Source organism: Frankia sp. CcWB3, assembly GCF_977927595.1.
Map to the genome: position 1 here is coordinate 1 of NZ_CDWRCK010000035.1, position 17,091 is coordinate 17,091.

Annotated in this window: 12 protein-coding genes and 2 pseudogenes; 9 read left to right on the forward strand and 5 right to left on the reverse strand. The window is 71.1% G+C overall.

Features of this window, described 5'->3' with window-relative positions:
* Nucleotides 1-685: 685 nt before the first annotated feature.
* The 3 genes from ACY5KJ_RS04820 to pip all read left to right on the forward strand — a co-directional run bounded on the left by ACY5KJ_RS04820 (nucleotide 686) and on the right by pip (nucleotide 4,360).
* Nucleotides 686-1,111 (forward strand): hypothetical protein, encoded by a 426-nt coding sequence (locus ACY5KJ_RS04820; protein WP_462202864.1) that lies wholly within the window; start codon nucleotides 686-688, stop codon nucleotides 1,109-1,111.
* 571 nt (nucleotides 1,112-1,682) lie between these two features.
* Complete coding sequence (locus ACY5KJ_RS04825) at nucleotides 1,683-3,119, forward strand: FAD-binding oxidoreductase (RefSeq protein WP_462185799.1); 1,437 nt, start codon at nucleotides 1,683-1,685, stop codon at nucleotides 3,117-3,119.
* Nucleotides 3,120-3,382: 263 nt separating this feature from the next.
* Entirely contained in the window at nucleotides 3,383-4,360 is a 978-nt protein-coding gene (gene pip, locus ACY5KJ_RS04830; RefSeq protein ID WP_462185800.1) for a prolyl aminopeptidase, read from the forward strand.
* On the opposite strand, the gene ACY5KJ_RS04835 is transcribed toward pip, so the two are convergent.
* Nucleotides 4,350-5,081 carry an SDR family NAD(P)-dependent oxidoreductase gene (locus ACY5KJ_RS04835; protein ID WP_462202865.1) on the reverse strand — a complete coding sequence of 244 codons (732 nt, stop codon included), beginning with the start codon at nucleotides 5,079-5,081 and terminating at the stop codon, nucleotides 4,350-4,352. The genes pip and ACY5KJ_RS04835 overlap by 11 nt on opposite strands.
* A 107-nt stretch (nucleotides 5,082-5,188) precedes the next feature.
* On the opposite strand from ACY5KJ_RS04835, the gene ACY5KJ_RS04840 reads away from it, so the two are divergent.
* Nucleotides 5,189-5,650, forward strand: a complete 462-nt coding sequence (locus tag ACY5KJ_RS04840; protein ID WP_462185802.1) for a MarR family winged helix-turn-helix transcriptional regulator — start codon at nucleotides 5,189-5,191, stop codon at nucleotides 5,648-5,650.
* Nucleotides 5,651-5,923: 273 nt separating this feature from the next.
* On the opposite strand, the gene ACY5KJ_RS04845 is transcribed toward ACY5KJ_RS04840, so the two are convergent.
* Entirely contained in the window at nucleotides 5,924-6,304 is a 381-nt protein-coding gene (locus ACY5KJ_RS04845) for a type II toxin-antitoxin system death-on-curing family toxin (protein ID WP_462185803.1), read from the reverse strand.
* Entirely contained in the window at nucleotides 6,301-6,498 is a 198-nt protein-coding gene (locus ACY5KJ_RS04850) for a ribbon-helix-helix protein, CopG family (protein WP_462185833.1), read from the reverse strand. The genes ACY5KJ_RS04845 and ACY5KJ_RS04850 overlap by 4 nt, the downstream gene beginning before the upstream one ends.
* Nucleotides 6,499-6,685: 187 nt before the next feature.
* Between ACY5KJ_RS04850 and ACY5KJ_RS04855 the strand changes: the two are divergent.
* The 5 genes and pseudogenes from ACY5KJ_RS04855 to ACY5KJ_RS04875 all read left to right on the forward strand — a co-directional run.
* A pseudogene (locus ACY5KJ_RS04855) lies at nucleotides 6,686-8,295 on the forward strand (TIGR02677 family protein); the annotation flags it as partial.
* A 164-nt stretch (nucleotides 8,296-8,459) separates the two neighbouring features.
* On the forward strand, nucleotides 8,460-13,985 hold the full coding sequence (locus ACY5KJ_RS04860) for a TIGR02680 family protein (RefSeq protein ID WP_462202866.1): 5,526 nt from the start codon (nucleotides 8,460-8,462) through the stop codon (nucleotides 13,983-13,985).
* Nucleotides 13,986-14,089: 104 nt separating this feature from the next.
* Nucleotides 14,090-14,706, forward strand: a pseudogene (locus ACY5KJ_RS04865) (TIGR02679 domain-containing protein).
* Complete coding sequence (locus tag ACY5KJ_RS04870; protein ID WP_462185835.1) at nucleotides 14,696-15,286, forward strand: TIGR02679 family protein; 591 nt, start codon at nucleotides 14,696-14,698, stop codon at nucleotides 15,284-15,286. Before ACY5KJ_RS04865 ends, ACY5KJ_RS04870 begins: the two are co-directional and overlap by 11 nt.
* Before the next feature lie 203 nt (nucleotides 15,287-15,489).
* Nucleotides 15,490-15,711, forward strand: coding sequence for a hypothetical protein (locus ACY5KJ_RS04875; protein ID WP_462185804.1), 222 nt, complete (start codon nucleotides 15,490-15,492; stop codon nucleotides 15,709-15,711).
* 277 nt (nucleotides 15,712-15,988) lie between these two features.
* Here the strand turns inward: ACY5KJ_RS04875 and hypB are convergent, their stop codons facing one another.
* Nucleotides 15,989-16,882, reverse strand: coding sequence for a hydrogenase nickel incorporation protein HypB (gene hypB / locus ACY5KJ_RS04880; protein WP_462185805.1), 894 nt, complete (start codon nucleotides 16,880-16,882; stop codon nucleotides 15,989-15,991).
* Nucleotides 16,883-16,888: 6 nt separating this feature from the next.
* A partial coding sequence (locus ACY5KJ_RS04885; RefSeq protein WP_462202867.1) for a hydrogenase/urease maturation nickel metallochaperone HypA occupies nucleotides 16,889-17,091 on the reverse strand: 203 nt, incomplete at its 5' end.

Here is a 17,091-nt window from a genome sequence, read left to right on the forward strand (position 1 = left end):
GCAACGGCTCCAGCACGGCCCACCGCTCGTTCGTCAGGTCACCCCGCGCCACACAACGGATCATGCAATCCGAAAATCACCATCAGATCCACGGCCAGCCTCGGGACATACTTCCCAAACAGGCCCTAGACGCTCCACAATCTGCGAGGTGGTCATGGCGATGCTCGCGCTCCGGCAGATCCACGCCACCACGGCAGCCGCTCCCAGAAGTGGCCGATGACGCACCGGCACATACGCGTGGCTCACGCCTGCCGACGAGCCGGCCAGCTGAAGCACGTCTCGGCAGAGAAGGTCGAACCAGCGGCGACGGGCGAAACTCACCACTCACACTCCCCGTCCCCCGCCTCGACGGCAGGAGTATCTACTCTCCGCAGAGCTTTCACATCGGGCCATCCCACAGCGTTGTACGCTGTCAGGCGCAGAAGAGCCAGCGCGGCGGAACCATCGAGGGCAGAGTCCAGGTATGTCAGCCACCGACGCTCCCCCGCCATCGCCACCCAGCCCCGATTCACCAGCCTCTGGTCGAAACCCGGGGCCACGATGGTCCGGGCCCGGTGACTTCGGCCAGCCAGCCGCCTTCGACACCAAGGTCGGTGTCGCCGCGCCGCTACTCGCTGGGTTCTCCCTGACCCTCCTCGGCGTCATCGCGCAGGCACCCACATCGCTTCGGTGGCCAGGCGCGGCGATGCTGGCCATGGTAGTAGCTTGTGTGGCCTTCGTCGCGTGCGTGCAGTTCGGCTTCCACGGACGCGCCGTGCTCTACAGCAAGCAGGACGTGGAAGCCTGGGGCCGCATCTCGGATCTCGATCCCGACGTCGACGAGCATGCACGCGCTCAGGTCCAACGGGCCGACATGGAAACCTGGCCACGATGGTACCGGCGTTGCCAGCGCACCTACAACGCCGGCATTGTTTTGCTCGCCGTAGGCGTTGCCATTATCATGACACCGCCAGCTTCCTATTCCGCAGGCACGCCGCTGTCCGGTGCAGAGACGGGATGGCGGTGGGCCGGGTTCGGAGTGGCAATATTGGCCGCACTCGCCGAACTGACTGTCATCCTGCGGGACGAACACGCTAACCGGGCGCTACGGAACCGTACATCGGCCACGTGAGGTGAGAATTAATGTCCACAAGAGGCATGCCGAGTCTGCCAGCACAATGCAAGCACAGCATTCCAGCAAACAAGTGCCCAATCTGCAATGTTTCCGGCAGCGACGACCGTAGGAATGCCGAGGGCCGACCCGGCGAGTCGGAGGAGAACCCGCCTCCAGGTGAACGGGGCCAGTAGAAGCACTCCGGGTCCGAACACAACATCCGCAGCAGGCAGGCGCGGGACCCCACGACAGGACCGGTTGCCGGCAGTCTTCGTGGCACTCCCCTTCAGGGGTGACCTACAGGTTCAGGTTCGCATTGGTGCTGGCTGGGTGCACAAAACCCCCTCCGACCGGCGGACCAGCCCAAACCCGACACGCACTCCCAGGGAATTACGTGATCGGAGTGAGGAATTACGTGACCGTCAGCCCCTCACGGCTGGGAAATTTCGTGATCGTCCACATCAAGAAAATGACGCAGCTCCCACCGGTTATTTTGCGACGATCCAGCCGTCGCGTCACCCTGTAGAAGCGAGTAACGCAGACCGATGCCCACCGGAGACATCGGCAAGCGATGAGGGGAGATCGCTCGATGTCGGCACAGATACTCACGCTGGATGGCGAACGGCAGACGCTCTCGGACGAGACGGTCGAGGAGATCCGCACGATCTTCCGCGGGCAGGTTCTGACGTCGGACGACCTGGGGTATAACGACATCCGAGTCGTCCAGAACGCCATGCTCGACCGCAGACCTGGTCTGATCATCCGATGCACCGGGACCGCCGACGTCGTCGACGCCGTCAGCCTCGCCCACAGGCGGGACCTGCTCGTCGCTGTCCGCGGCGGCGGCCACAGCATCGCCGGGACCTGCACGGCCGACGACAGTTTGATGATCGATCTGTCGATGATGCGGGGTGTCTGGGTCGACCCGGATCAGCGACGTGTGCGAGTGGCGGGTGGTGCGACCTGGGGCGACGTCGACCGTGAGACGCAGCTGTATGGACTCGCGGTACCTGGCGGGGTCGTGTCGACCACGGGCGTCGCGGGTCTGACACTCGGTGGCGGAATCGGCTGGCTCCACCGCAAATACGGTCTGGCCTGTGATGCGCTGCGCGCCGCCGAGGTCGTGACAGCCAGCGGCAAGATCATACGGTGCGACGGGACCGAACATGAGGACCTGTTCTGGGCGTTGCGTGGCGGGGGCGGCAACTTCGGTGTGGTGGTGTCCTTCGAGTTCGAGGCCTATCCGTTGGGCCCGATGGTCTGGAACGGCATAATCGTCCACCCGATCGACGCCGTTACCGAGGTGCTTCCCCGCTGGCAGGACTGGACGTCCACCGTCCCTGACGAGGTCACCAGCCGTGCCCTCCTGTGGTCGCTGCCGGATGCACCGACGCTCCCGCCCGCCGTGCACAACCGCGACGTGCTCATCACGGCCGCCCTGTATGCCGGCGCCCCGGACGAGGGTCAGCGAGCGTGCCGGGCGCTTTCCGAGTTTGGCACGCCGCTTGCCGACATGAGCCAGGCCCTGTCGTACCGGACAGCGCAATCCTCCCTCGATCCCTTCTTCCCTAAGGGCGGACTCCAGAGCTACTGGAAGTCCGTCTACCTGGACAGACTCGATGAGGACGCGACCACGTTCGTGGCGCGCATCAGCCACGACCGCCCGCACCCGACGACGATGGTGCACCTGCCTCTCCTGGGAGGCGCCATGTCACGTGTAGGGACAACCGAAACCGCGTTCGGTGACCGCATCGCTCGGTACCTGCTGAGCATCGACGGAAACTGGCTGGACCCCGCCGAAGACGACGCAAACATCCGCTGGGTGCGCAATGCCTACAGCGAGGCCGTCAAGCTTCGGTCCGCATCGGGCACTTACCTCAACTTCGGCGGCGACGCGGATCTCGACGACGCCGACCGGGCACGGGCCTGGGGGCGCAACGTCGAGCGGCTGCGGCGAGTGAAGCGCACCTATGACCCGGAGAACCGATTCCGGCTCAACCCCAACATCCCCCCCGCCGAAAGCTGAGCCGGCGCTGGGGCTGATGACCGTCCCGTTTGTGATCTACTGGGTAGGTAGAGACAGAGCCGGTGTCCGGCGGCGAGCATGTCGATCAGTTCGCGGAGTAGGTGAGGCATCGGGGTGGCGGTCCAGGCCTGCCAGACCTGCTGCAGGAGGCGGAACGGGATCAGGCAGGTGAGGATCCGGCGAAGGCTGGCCGGCCAGGACGGTAGTCGCTTCAGCCACCGGCGATCTCGCAGGTTCCCGTCTTCCCTTCCGAAGGGCAGCAGATGCGGCAGTCGTTCCCACCCATCGACCCGTATGCGCACGGCCTCCTCGAGGTCGGCGAGGGCAACCAGATCTACTGGGAGACCAGCGGCAACCCAGCCGGGAAGCCGGCATTGTGGGTGCACGGTGGCCCCGGCAGCGGCGGGCGCCGCGGCAGCCGCCGAATGTTCGACCCCGAGGTCTACCGGATCGTCCTGTTCGACCAGCGCGGCTGCGGTGAAAGCCGGCCGCACGCCTCCGACCCGACCGTCAGCCTGGAGCACAACACCACCGAGCACCTCATCGCCGACATGGAACGGCTACGCGAGCACCTGGGCATCGACCGGTGGCTCCTCTACGGCGGCTCGTGGGGCTCGACACTGATCCTCACCTATGCCGAGCGCCACCCCGAACGAGTCTCCGAGATCATCATCGTCGGAGTCACCATGACCCGGCCCGAAGAGATCGACTGGCTCTACCGCGGCGTCGGCCGCCTGCTACCAGCCCCCTGGGAGGCATTCCGCGACGGGCTGCCGGCAGACGACCGGGATGGCAATCTTGTAGCCGCCTACAACCGGCTGCTCACCAGCCCGGACGAGGCAGTCCGGGTCAAGGCAGCGCGGGCCTGGTGCGCTTGGGAAGACGCCGTCATCGCCCACGAAACGCTCGGCACGCCGGGCCAGTACAGTGCCAAAGCCGACGACGCGATGATGGCCTTCGTCCGGATCTGCGTGCACTACTTCGCGCATGACGCCTGGCTTGAGGACGGCCAACTGCTGCGCGACATACACCGGCTCGCCGGGATCCCAGGGGTGCTGATTCACGGCCGACTCGACCTGAGCGGCCCGCTCAAGACCGCCTGGGAGCTCGCCAAGGCATGGCCGGGCGCGGAGCTGAAGGTAATCGACGACTCAGGCCATACCGGCAGTTCCGCAATGCAAGATGCGATCTTGGAGGCGGCTGAGCGGTTCGGCAAGAACGCGCGGGGTCCTAACGGGTAAGGTGCCGTCCACCCGTCACCGACAGCACCTCGCCGTTGATGTGACTGTTGGCGGCCGACCCGAGGTAGGCGACGGCGGAGGCGACGTCCTCGGGCGTGCAGATGCCGCCGGTCGGCGTCTTCGCTGCCTCAGCATCCACGGCCTTCTGGCCGAGCCACGGTGCACTCAGCGCCCGATCGGTCAGGGTGAAGCCGGGCCGTACGACGTTCGTGAGGATGCCGTACCGCGCCTCTCGCGCCGCGAGCACCCGGGCCGCGGTCTCGAGCGATCCCTTCGCCGCGGGGTAGGAGACCGCCGCAGGCAGCGGCTGCTCGACGAGGTCCGAGGACACCAGCACCAGCCGGCCCCACCCGGCGTTCCTCATGCCGGGCAGCACGGCGCCGACCGCTGCCATCGTCCCGGTGACGTTTGCGGTGAGGCTGTCGGTGAGGCTCTCCCACGTCTCGGTCGGCCCCGTCGGCCATGCGACCGCGTTCGCGACCAGGACCGTGATCTCCCCGAGCGTGGTCCGCACCTCACCCACCGCGGCCTCGACCGAGCCGTGGTCCCGCTGGTCCAGCCGCACCGCCACCCCCTTCCCGCCCGTACGGACGATCGCGTCGACGAGGCGCCGGGCACCCTCTTCGTTGTGGTGCCAGCCCACGCCGACGTAGGCACCCTCATGCGCGAACAACCTGGCGACCGCGGCGCCGATCGCACCTGACGCCCCCGTGACCAACACGATCCGACCCTCGAACCCAAGATCCATAATCATCCTCCCAAACGATTAGCCGAACACCTATTAGCCAGCTATATGTTAGCCGACTATGTAAATATACGATAGCCAGCGTGGACGCAGGCGAAGCCATGCGCCTCAACCGGGCGCTGACCAAGATGGGCAAGCTCTACCGCGCCGCGAGGGCGCGCCGATTCGCCGCGCTCGGGCTCCACCCCGGCCAGGACGTGCTGCTGTGGCACCTGGCCCAAGATCGCGGCGGGATGACGATTTCGGAGCTGGCGGCCCGGCTCGGCGTCGAGCCGCCGACCGCGACCCGCAGCCTTGCGCGACTCGAGAAGACCGGGTACTTCCGGCGCGAGCCGGTCGCCACCGACCGCCGCCAGGTGCGCATCGTGGTGACGGATGCGGGCCAGGCGCTGGTACCCGCCATTGAGCAGGCCTGGTCAGAACTCGCCGAGGAGGCCATGGGAGAAGTGAGCGCGCCCGACCGCGAGATCACGATCGACGCGCTCGAGCAGGCCATCGCCAGCCTGCGCGGCGTGATGGGAGACGACGCCCTGGTCGAGGAGTGAGACCGCGCCGATGGCGTGATGGCCGAACATCCGCGGTCCCCCGGTCCATCACGCCTGAAGATCAAGCCAATCGCGGGACCGACGCGGATCTCGACAAGAGCTCAAGGCTCAGCTGGCGCGGCTCCACGACCACCCCCGCCTGTCCGGTCTCACCACTTCAGAGTTCGATCATTATAGCGGTGTCGACGCAGCTCACAGCATATATTTTCTTGGTCGCGTGACGCCTCTGCCGTCATGGTCATGACGCATTGGACGGCTGCCACGAGGCGACTCTCATCGACCGGGTTCGCTCGCCTCCGCGAGAATCCTGGTGATCTCCTCGACAGAATCGCACGCCCCCGCCGCGACGCTGATCACCAGGTCGTAGGCGCCCTCGTTGGTCAGCGTCAGACGGCGGCCGTTAAGACCATAGAAGACGATGAGCGCGGCGAGAGCGAGGCGTTTGTTCCCGTCGACGAGCGCATGGTTACGGGCGAGAGAGTGCAGCAGCGCAGCGGCCTTGCCGTCGAGGGTGGGATACGCGTCGTGACCGAAGACGGTCGCCCGCGGTCGGGCCAGCGCGGATTCGAGCAGGCCATGATCTCGGACCTGGGGCTCGGCTCCGAGCGTCCGTTCGGCGACGTGAAGCAGTTCGGGCAGCGTCAGATAGATCATTCGCCGAGCCGGCGGAGCGCCTCGGCGTACCGCGGAAGCTCCTCGTCCAACACCCGGTCCAGCAGCTCCGCACGGTTGTGCGCCTCGATGTACTCCCGGATCGCCTGCCGGGCGACCTCCTGCATCGACCGCTGCTCCAGCTCGGAGCGGCGCCGCAACGCCTCCGTCTCGGCGTCCGTCAAGCGCAAGGTCATAGCCACGCCCGGAATGGTATCATCAGCGATACCGCCACCGTCGCAATCGTCAAGCGCCGTCCGACAGCCAGCAACATCACCCCCGCAGCAGGTACAGACAGACGCGCGTCAGACGCGCGTCAGTAGTGTCACTGGTAGCCGGTCACCCGCCGTTCACGCAGTAGCATGGTGGGCGATACTAGGCGGTGTGACGAGCGACGGACAGACCGGGCCGGCAGCCGGCGGTGATGCGCCGCCCCGGCAGCCGTTCGCGCACCTGAGCGCCCCCAACGCGGACGTCTACCGGGAGGTGCTGACGACGTTCGCGCGGGCGCGGGACCGGTTCATCGTCCACATGCGCCCCGAGGACGTGCTCGCGGACCTGGGGCGGCCAGGGCAGACCGAGTCGATCATCGCCGCGCTGGACAAGCTCGTTGAGTGGGGCAACCTGCGGGCCGACCCGGACACCGGCCGGGTGACCACGGTGGCGGACTTCCACCGGGCGCGCTACCTGTACCAGCTGACCCCGGCCGGGCAGGCGGCCGAGGAGGCGATCGCCGTCTACGAGGTGGCGATCGGCCGCCGGGGCGCCCTGCAGTCGGTGGCGCTGGAGGACATCGCCGCCCAGCTGCGCGCCCTGGTGGAGATGACGGCCGGCGACGCCGCCGATCTCGACCCGGCGAAGGTACACCTGCTGCTGCTGGGGCTGGCGGAGCGGTTCACCGGACTGGCCGACAACGCTCAGGCGTTCATGACGTCCCTCCGCCGAGTGATCGACTTCTCGGACGGTGACGTGGACGCGTTCCTCGCCTACAAGCAACGGCTCATCGACTACATCAACCGGTTCATCGCCGAGCTGGCGAACCGGGGCGCGGAGATCGCCACCCTGCTGGGTCAGGTCGAGGGGGCCGGCGTCGAACGCCTGCTGCTGCTCGCGGCCCGTCGGGAGGCGACCGACGCCGTGCCCGACGTGCCCGAGATATCCGACTCCGAGGTATCCGGGGTATCCGACCCCGGACGGACCGGAGCCGGGCGAACCGACGCCGAGCGGATTCGGACCGCCTACGACGCCGCGGTCGCCGCGGCCCTGGACGGCTGGCGCAACCGCTGGCGCGGCCTGCACGACTGGTTCGTGTCGGCGGATTCACGCCGTCCCTCCCAGGCACGGTTGTTGCGGGGCGCGGCGATCACCGCGATCACCCAGCTCATCGACACCGTCGCCGCACTCAACGAGCGCCGTACCGGCCGTTCGGACCGGTCGGCGGACTTCCGCACGCTCGCCCGCTGGTTTGCCGAGGCCCCTGACGACGCGGCGGCCCACCGGCTGTGGCGGGCCGCCTTCGGCCTGGCCTCGGCCCGGCATCTCACCGTCAGCCAGGAGACCGTCGCCGCCTGGCAGGAGGCGCCGCCGATGCGGATCAGCCCGCAGCTGCGCCGGACCGGTTCCTACGAGCGGCGCGGAACGCCGAACCGGGTCACGGACCGCGCGCAGCAGCGGCGGCCTGCTCGCCGAGCAGGCCGCGCGGGAGGCGGAGCAGGCCGCGTCCGCTCGGGCCCGGCTCGCCACCGACGGGCCGGTACTGCTGTCCCAGCTCGGCGTCCTGGACCGGCAGGCGTTCCGGCTGTTCCTCGGCCTGCTCGGGGACGCGCTCGCCGCCAGGCTGCCGGGCGATACCGAGGTGGAGACCACGTCCAGCGACGGCACGGTCCTGATCCGGCTCACCCTCGTCCCCGGCGGGGGGGGTGGCGCGGATCGAGACCGAGGATGGCGTCCTGGACAGCCCGGAACACACCGTCGAGATCGTCGACCTGGCCGGTGCGGCATCGCGTCCGGCGGCCTGGAACGGCCTGAATGGCCTGAACGACAGGAATGACCGAAACCGGCAAAACGATCTGAATGGCCGGATGGACGACCTCGATCCGGTCGTACTCGCCGGTGGGCCGGACCGGCTCGAGCTGCTGGAGACCGGACGGGTGTCCGGATGACGGCGGACTCGGTCGCCGAGGAGAACCGGGCCGCGCGGCGCAGGGCCTTGCGCGCGCTGCTGGCCGGGCCGCTACGCACCGCCGGCGCGGACGACGAGGTCCTGCGGCTGGTCCGCCGGCACGCCTCCGAGCTGCGCGAGTGGCTCGCCGCCGAAACCGGCTGGCGGCTGGTCGTCGACGCCGAGTCGGCGCGGCTGTTCAAGACGGCGGCGACCATCCAGGACGACACGCACCCGGCGCGGGAGGGGAAGGGTCGAGCGCCGTTCGGGCGGCGCCGCTACGTCCTGCTGTGCCTCGCGCTGTCGGTGCTGGAGGCGGCGGACACCCAGATCACCCTTGGCCGGTTGGCCGAAGGGGTGCTGGTCGCGGCGAGCGACCCGGAACTGGCCCGCACCGGGGTCACCTTCACCCTCAGCCGCCGGGACGAACGTTCCGACCTCGTGGCGGTGGTCCGGTTGCTGCTCGCGCTCGGCGTGCTGGATCGGGTCGCCGGCGAGGAGGACGCCTATCTGCGCGACAGCGGCGACGCGTTGTACGACGTACGCCGCAGGGTGCTCGCGTCGCTGCTGACCGGTACCCGCGGCCCGTCGACCATCGACGCCGACGACATCGGGGCGCGGCTCGCCGAGCTGACCCACGAGCCCGTCCCCGACACCGACGACCTGCGCAACCGGTCGCTTCGCCACCGGTTGACCCGCCGGCTGCTCGATGATCCCGTCGTCTATTACGACGAGCTCGCCGAGGACGAGCGCGCCTACCTGATCAGCCAGCGCCGGGCGATCACCAGACGGATCGAGGACGCCACCGGTCTGATCGCCGAGATGCGCACGGAAGGGATCGCGATGGTCGACCCCGACGACGAGCTCACCGACGTACGGATGCCGGAACAGCGCACCGACGGCCACGTGACCCTGCTGGTCGCCGAGTATCTCGCCGCCCAGCCAGATTCCGCGGGGCCGGTGCCGGTCGGCCGGCTGCGTGGCTACGTTCGGAAGATGGCGGCCGAGCATTCCACCTACTGGCGGCGGGGCGTCACCGAACCGGGTGCCGACGCCGAGCTGCTCGCCATGGCGCTGGACAAGCTGCGCGCTGCGGCTGGTCACGGACGTGCCGGGCCAGGCCGGCGAACCACCGGCGGTGCTCGCCCGGCCCGCGATCACGCGCTACGCCGTCGAGGCGCCGACGATCCACGACAGCCGGGCGGGCGGCGCCGGTCCGGTCAGAAGCGGTCCGGTCAGAAGGAAGAAGACGAGCCGCCGATGAGCACCTCGCCCCGTGTGCCCGCGGCACCGACCCGCGCGTCCACGACATCGGCACCGGCATCGGCCACGACACCGTCCCCGGCCTCGACCGCGATTCCCGTTCCGGCCCGAGAGGACCGCTGGCAGCCGCTGCGCGCCGGCCTCGTCGACCTCTTCTACTACGACGTGGAAGAATTCCACTTCCACGACAGGCGGCTGCTGCTGCGCGGCAACAACGGTACCGGCAAGTCGAAGGTCCTGGCGCTGACGCTCCCGTTCCTGCTGGACGGCGAGCTGGCCGCGCACCGGGTCGAACCGGACGGTGACCGCAACAAGCGGATGGAATGGAACCTGCTGCTGGGCGGCCGGCACCCGCATCCCGAGCGGCTCGGCTACACCTGGCTGGAGTTCGGCCGGCTGGGCGGTGACGGCGTCCCCGAGTACCGCACGATCGGGGCCGGTCTGAAGGCGGTCAGCGGGCGCGGCATCGTCCGGCACTGGTTCTTCGTGACCCGCCAGCGGACCGGTCCGCAACTGTCCCTGGTCGGCCCGACCCGGGTGCCGCTGACCAGGGACAAACTGAAAGACGCCGTCGACGGCCACGGCGCGGTGTATGACACCGCGTCGGACTACCGCCGTGCCGTGGACGAAGCGCTGTTCGGTCTCAGCGGGCACCGGTACGAGGCCCTGGTCAACCTCCTGATCCAGCTACGCCAGCCGCAGCTGTCCAAGAAGCCCGACGAGAAGCTGCTCTCCCGGGCACTCACCGAGGCGTTGCCGCCGCTGGACCCCGCGCTCGTGGTCACCGTGGCCGAGGCGTTCCGGGGCCTGGACGAGGAACGGGAGACGCTGCGCGCCCTCGCCGAGGCGGAAACGGCGGCGCAGGCGTTCCTGACCCACTACCGCCGGTACGCCCGGGTGGCCGCGAAACGGTACGCCGCCCCGCCGCGACAGGCGCACAGCCGCTACGAGCAGCACGGGCGGGATCTCGCCGAGGCCGACGCCGCGCATCAGGCGGCGGTCGAGGCCCTGACGGCCGCGCAGCAGGCGCTCACCGAGGTGGAGGAGGCGAAGGCCACACTGACCGCCCGGCGGGACGCGCTGCGGGACAGCCCGGAGATGCGCGACGCGGCGGCGCTGCGGGGCGCCGAGGAGGATGCCGGGCGGCTCGCCCGGTTCGCCGCCCAGCGGGACCGGGACAGCCGGGCCGCGGCCGAGGCCGCCGGCGACCGGAAGCGCCGGCTCACGGGGGCGGAACGCACGGTCCAGGCCGACGCGGCGGGCTTCGACGCCGCGGTCCGGGCCGCCGGGCTGGCGGCCGAGGCCGCCCTGGTCACCGGCCGGCACGCCGCGGTGCTCACCGAGCTGGACGGCGGGGAACCGCCGTACCGCGACGCCCGGCGATCCGCCGAGGCCCTGGTCGGGCAGCAGGGCGCCGCCGTGAACCGCCTCGACGGGTTGCTGCGCGCGGCCCGGGACGACCTGGACCGGATCACTGCCGAGCAGCAGGCCGCCGCCGAGCGGATCGCGGCGGCCGAGGACCTGACCGCCCAGCGCGGGGCGGGCCTCGTCTCGGCCTGCACGGCCTACCTGGCCGGCTGCGCTTACCTGCGGCCGGCCGACCCGGACGCCGCGCTGGCGGCCCTGGCCGGCTGGGTGGACACGCTCGACGGGCCCAACCCGGTCACCACCGCGGTGGACGAGGCGGCGCGGCTGGCCACCGCCGGTCTCGGCCGCCGGCAGGCCGTCCTCGACGGCGAGCAGACGGCCGCCCGGCGGGAACTCGAACGGCTCGCCGAGGAGATCGAGCGGCTGGCGGCCGGTGGCCACGACTCGCCGCCGGCCCCGCACACCCGCGACGAGCACGGGCGGGACGGCCGGGACGGCGCCCCGCTGTGGAAGGTCGTCGACTTCGTCGACGGCGTGCCCGACGAGCACCGGGCCGGAATCGAGGCGGCGCTGGAGGCCGCCGGGATCCTCGACGCCTGGGTCGGCCCGGACGGGCGGCTGCACGACCCCGTCAGCGACGACGTTCTGGTCACGCCCGGGCGGCCGGCGCCGGGGGGTGGGCTGGCTGCGGTGCTCACGCCGGCGATCGACCGCGACGACGCGCGCGCGGGCCGGCTGAGCGACACCGCGGTCGCCGCCGTCCTCGCGACGATCGGCCTGCGCGGTGGGCCCGGCCCGGCCGGCGACTCCTTGGCCCACGAGACGGCGGCCCACGGGCCGGCGGCCAGCGGGACCTCGGGCATCGGGACCTGGGTCACCGTGGACGGCCGGTTCGGTAACGGGGTCCTGACCGGCGGGTGGCGCAAGGAAACCGCCGGCTACATCGGTGAGGGCGCCCGCGAGGCGGCCAGGCGGGCCCGGCTCGACCACCTGCGCGCCGAGGCGGCCCGGATCGAGCTACGGCTCGACGAACTGGCCGCGGCCGCCGCGGAGCTGGCCGGCCGACAGCTCTCGCTGGCCGCCGAGCACGGGGCCCGGCCCTCCGACGGCGACCTGCGCGAGGCGCACGCGCAGCTGGCCACGGAGCACAAGGCCAAGCGGCGGATCGACGCCCAGCACCAGGAGGCGGCAGCTGTCGCGGCCCGCCGGCAGCAGGCCGCGGGTGAGGCACGGGCTGCGGCCGAGGAGTTCGCCGGCGACGTGCGCCTGCCCGCGGAGCCGGCCGCGCTGGCCGGCGTCCGGGACGCCCTGGGTGACTATCGGGCGGAGCTGGCCGCGCTGTGGCCGGCGGCGGAGTCGCTGGACCGGTCCCGCCGCGCGGCGACCGAGGCGGAACACGAACTCACCCTCACGCTGGAACGCCAGGAACAGGCGGCCGAGGCGGTCGCCGAGGCGCAGACGCAGGCCGACGCGGCCGCCGAGCGTCACCGGGTCCTGGTCGAGACGGCCGGCGCCGCCGTCGACGAACTGTTCCGCAAACTGGCCGCCGTCGACACCGCACTCGACCGGTGCGGGCAGCGGGAGAAGCAGGCGCGGGCCGCCGAACGGGATGCGCTCGACGCCCGGGGCCGGGCTCACGGCCGGCGTGAGACGTTGCGGGAGGCGATCACCACCGCCGCGGCCGAACGCGAGGCGGCTGTCGCGAAGCTCCGGGCGTTCGCGGCCACCGGCCTGCTCGCGGTCGCCGTCCCGGGCCTGGAGATCCCGGACCCGGCTGCCGGCTGGGCGCCGTACCCTGCGATCACGCTCGCCCGGGCGGTCAACGCCGCCCTCGACGACGTCGACGACACCGACCGCCGGTGGGAGCTGGCGCAGCAGCGGGTGTCGGCCGAGCACAAGGTTCTCACCGACGCGCTGTCCCGGCACGGCCACTCGGTCGGGATGATCGTCTCCGACGGCGTGATCGTGGTCGACGTCCTGTTCCAGGGCCGCAAGCAGGACATCCCGGCCCTGGTCGCCGCGCTGGAGGCGGAGACCGGACAGCGGGCGATGCTGCTGTCCGCGAAGGAACGCGAGATCCTGGAGAACCACCTCGTGAACGAGGTGGCCGGCGCCCTGCAGGAACTGATCAGCGACGCCGAGAGCCAGGTCCGCCGGATCAACACGGACCTCGCGCAACGGCCCACGTCGACCGGCATGCGGCTGCGGTTGCAGTGGCGGGTCGCCCGCAGCGCCCCCGAGGGGCTCAGCGCGGTGCGCGACCGGCTGCTGCGGCAGACGGCCGACGCCTGGAGCCCCGCCGAGCGGACCGCCGTCGGCGCGTTCCTCCAGGAGCAGATCAACCGGGAGCACAGCGCGGACACCACCGGCGGATGGGCCGAGCAGTTGACCCGTGCCCTGGACTACCGCGGCTGGCACGAGTTCGCTGTGCAGCGATTCCAGGACGGTCAGTGGCGGCCGGCGAGCGGTCCGGCATCCGGTGGTGAGCGGGTGCTCGCGGCGTCGGTGCCGCTGTTCGCAGCCGCCTCGTCGTTCTACGACTCCTCCGGCAACCGGCATGCACCCCGCCTGGTCGCCCTGGACGAGGCGTTCGCCGGGGTGGACGACGACTCGCGGGCCAAGTGCCTGGGCCTGCTCGCCGCGTTCAACCTCGATGTGGTGATGACCAGCGAGCGCGAGTGGGGCTGCTACCCGCAGGTCCCCGGCCTGGCGATCGCGCAGCTGTCCCGCCGGGACGGCATCGACGCCGTGCTCGTCACGCCGTGGCGGTGGGACGGGCACGAGCGCACCCGCGTCGACCGGCCGGTGCCCTACCAGCCCCAGCTACTCGACCAGCCCCAGCCGCTCCATCCGGCGCAGGGCGGCGACACCGAGCCCCTGCCGTTCGAGTGAGCGCGTCGTCGACCGGGGCCGCCCGCGATACGGGAGCCGCCCGCGATGTGGAACGGCTGCGCCGTCTGCTGGGCGGTGAGCACACGGCGTGGCTGCTCGACCGGGTGCGGCGCAGGATCGAGCTGGGCCGGCCGCTCACCGGGACAGTCACCCTCGGCCGGGCCAGCGCGGACCAGCGGCGGGGGGTCGAGCGGCTGCTGGGCCGCCGGGCCGGCGCCGGCGCCTCGCTGTCCGTGTCGTTGGACGAGGTCGACGCGGTGCTGCGGTCCAGCGGCGCCGCGCCGGGCGGACTCGCCGCCGCCGTCCGCCAGCTCACCGGGGATGTCACGGAGCGGGCGGAGCTGGCCGCGGCGCAGTCACGGGCCTGGGCGCAGGCGCACCAGCCCCTGGACGACCTCCTCGCCCGGCGCCCCGAACTCACCCCCTGGCGGTCCTGGCTGGACAGCACCGGCCTGCTGCGCCGGCTGGCTGGCACCCCGGACGCGGCGTGCCGCTGGTCGCCGACCTGGTCCGGGTGCTCGACGCGTTGCCCTCACCCGGCGTGGCGCTGGGCCGGCTGGCCGCCACCAGCACCGGCGACGCGCACGCGCTCGACGACGGCCGGCCGCTGGCGACGCTGGCCTTGGCGGCGGCCCGGGTACTGGGCGGATCCCACCCGGCGGGTGACGGCTCGGCCGCGGGCCGCCGCGCCGCGTGGGCCGCTGCCCGGGGTGCACCGTGACGAACTGTCGTCCACGGTGCTCTGCCTGGGCCTGCCGGGCGGGGCGGACAGCCCGGCCGGCCGGATCCTGGCCATCTGTCGTGAGGCGGGGGAGCCCTGCGTGCTCACTCTGCGCCAGGTCGGCCCGGGCCAGGACTGCGGCGACCTCGGGGTGGGCCTCGGAGTGGTGTACCTGTGTGAGAATCCGATCGTGCTGGCCAGCGCCGCCGACGAACTGGCGGGCCGCACCCCGCCGCTGGTGTGCGTGAACGGCCAGCCGTCGGCCGCCGTCATCGGCCTGCTCTCGGCGCTCGCCGGCCAGGGCGCGCGGTTCGCCTACCACGGCGACTTCGACTGGGGCGGCCTCCGCATCGCCAACGGGCTGCGGGAACGGATCGGCTGGCGGCCATGGCGTTTCGACGCCCGGTCCTATCAGGCGGCGCTGGCCACGGTGACCGGCGGCGAGCTGGCTGGCCGGCCGGTCGACGCGGCCTGGGACCCCGACCTGCGCCCCGCGCTGGAGCACCATGCGATCAGAGTGGACGAGGAACTCGTCCTCGCCGAGCTGATCGACGACCTCAGCGCCCCACACGACCGATAACCCTCGGTAACATTCGGTAGCACTCGGTAGATGGAGGCCAGGCGCTCAAGGGTGCGGCCGGTAGAGTCCCGGCGACACGCGCGGGCAGCAGGTCGGCAACCTCGCTCGTCCGGGCGCCCTGGCCGGCGAGAGCAGCGATGATCGTCTGGTCTTCGTCGACGACGAGCAGCGGCGCCCGGTGCGGCAGGCGCATACTGGAGGCGATGACCAAGTCAGCGGTACCCAGGCCCCGTCTGTCCACCAGCCCCTTCAAGGCCCCGGTCACCCCGCCGTGCAAGCGGTTCGCCGTAGGAGACCGGGTCACCCACGACAGGTACGGCCTCGGCCAGGTGACCGGGGTCGAAGAAGAAATCGCCGTCCTCGTCGATTTCGGTTCCCAGCAGGAACGCATTCTGAGCCCGTTCAGCAAGATGTCCCGTCTCTGACGCCGTGAGGCTTCGATTCGCGGAACCCGAAGACGGCACGTAGGCGGCGGAAGGTCCCGCGGGCAAGCCTGTCACCGCCCTGACATCCTACCCCTCGTTCCACTCCGGCAGCCCACCCCGAAAGCGAGACATCTCATCGCCACCACCTCGATCCCCCTCTTCTCCGCGTCGGAGCCGCCGCGGTCTCTGCCGCGGCAGGAGCCCCCGCCTCTGACGATCCGCCTCTTCCAGGCACCCGACTTCGGGCCGTCTGATGTCGAGATCATCGATTTCGCGGTCACGGACGTCGAGACCGTCGCCTTCCAGGCGCCCGTCGTCGAGCGCCCACCCGCGCTGGATCCCCGTCGTCATCGAGCACGGCCCCGCCGATCGTAGGCTCCGGGCGCTGTCCGGGTAGGGCGCGCAGCCACGCGCACCAGGCGTCGACCCCCTGGCCGGTACGGGCGCTGACCTCCAGCACGGCCACGCCCGGGTTGACGTCGGCGAGGTTCTTCCGGAACGCCTCGAGGTCGAAGTCGAGGTGGGGAAGCAGGTCCGTCTTGTTGACGAGCACCAGGTCGGCCGAGCGGAACATGACCGGGTACTTGAGGGGCTTCTCCTCGCCCTCGGTGACGGCGAACACCATCGCGCGCAGGTCCTCCCCGACCTCGAACTCGGCGGGGCACACCAGGTTGCCGACGTTTTCGATAACGACGAGATCGAGGTCGCGCAGGGGCAGCCGGCCCAGCGCCGAGGCGACCATGGGCGCGTCCAGGTGGCACTCCCCGCCGAACCCGTTACCGGTGTTGATCAGGGCGATCGCCGCGCCGAGCCCGTCGAGGCGGTCGGCGTCGATGCTGGTCTCGATGTCGCCCTCGATGATCCCGACCCGCAGATGCGGGCCGAGACGGCGCAGCGTCTCGACCAGCAGGGTGGTCTTACCGGCGCCGGGAGCGGACATCAGGTTCACCACCGTGACGCCGGCGGCGTCGAAGGCGGCCCGGTTCGCCAGCGCGACCCGCTCGTTCTCCCCGAGGATCCGCTCGAGGACCTCGACCCGTTCGGGCCCGGTGCCATAGCCGGAATGGTCCCCGACGGACACCCCGGCCGGTGAGTGCGGACCCGAGTGCTCGTGCGGCGCCCCTTCCGGGTGGGGATGCGCCCCTTCCGGGTGGGGATGGAAGCGACCCACCGCGCGTCACGCCTCCACGGTGCCGGGAACTACCGGGTCGGGAGCCGCCGGGTCGGAAGCCACCTCGAACGAGGTGACGAGGAACTCCTCGCCGGTGACGATGGTGACGCCGGCCGCGCCGCAGGTGCCGCAGCGCAGCACCCGGTCCGCCAGCTCGCCGCGGGTCCCGCACACCCGGCAGCACACACTGACCGGCACGCTCTCGACCT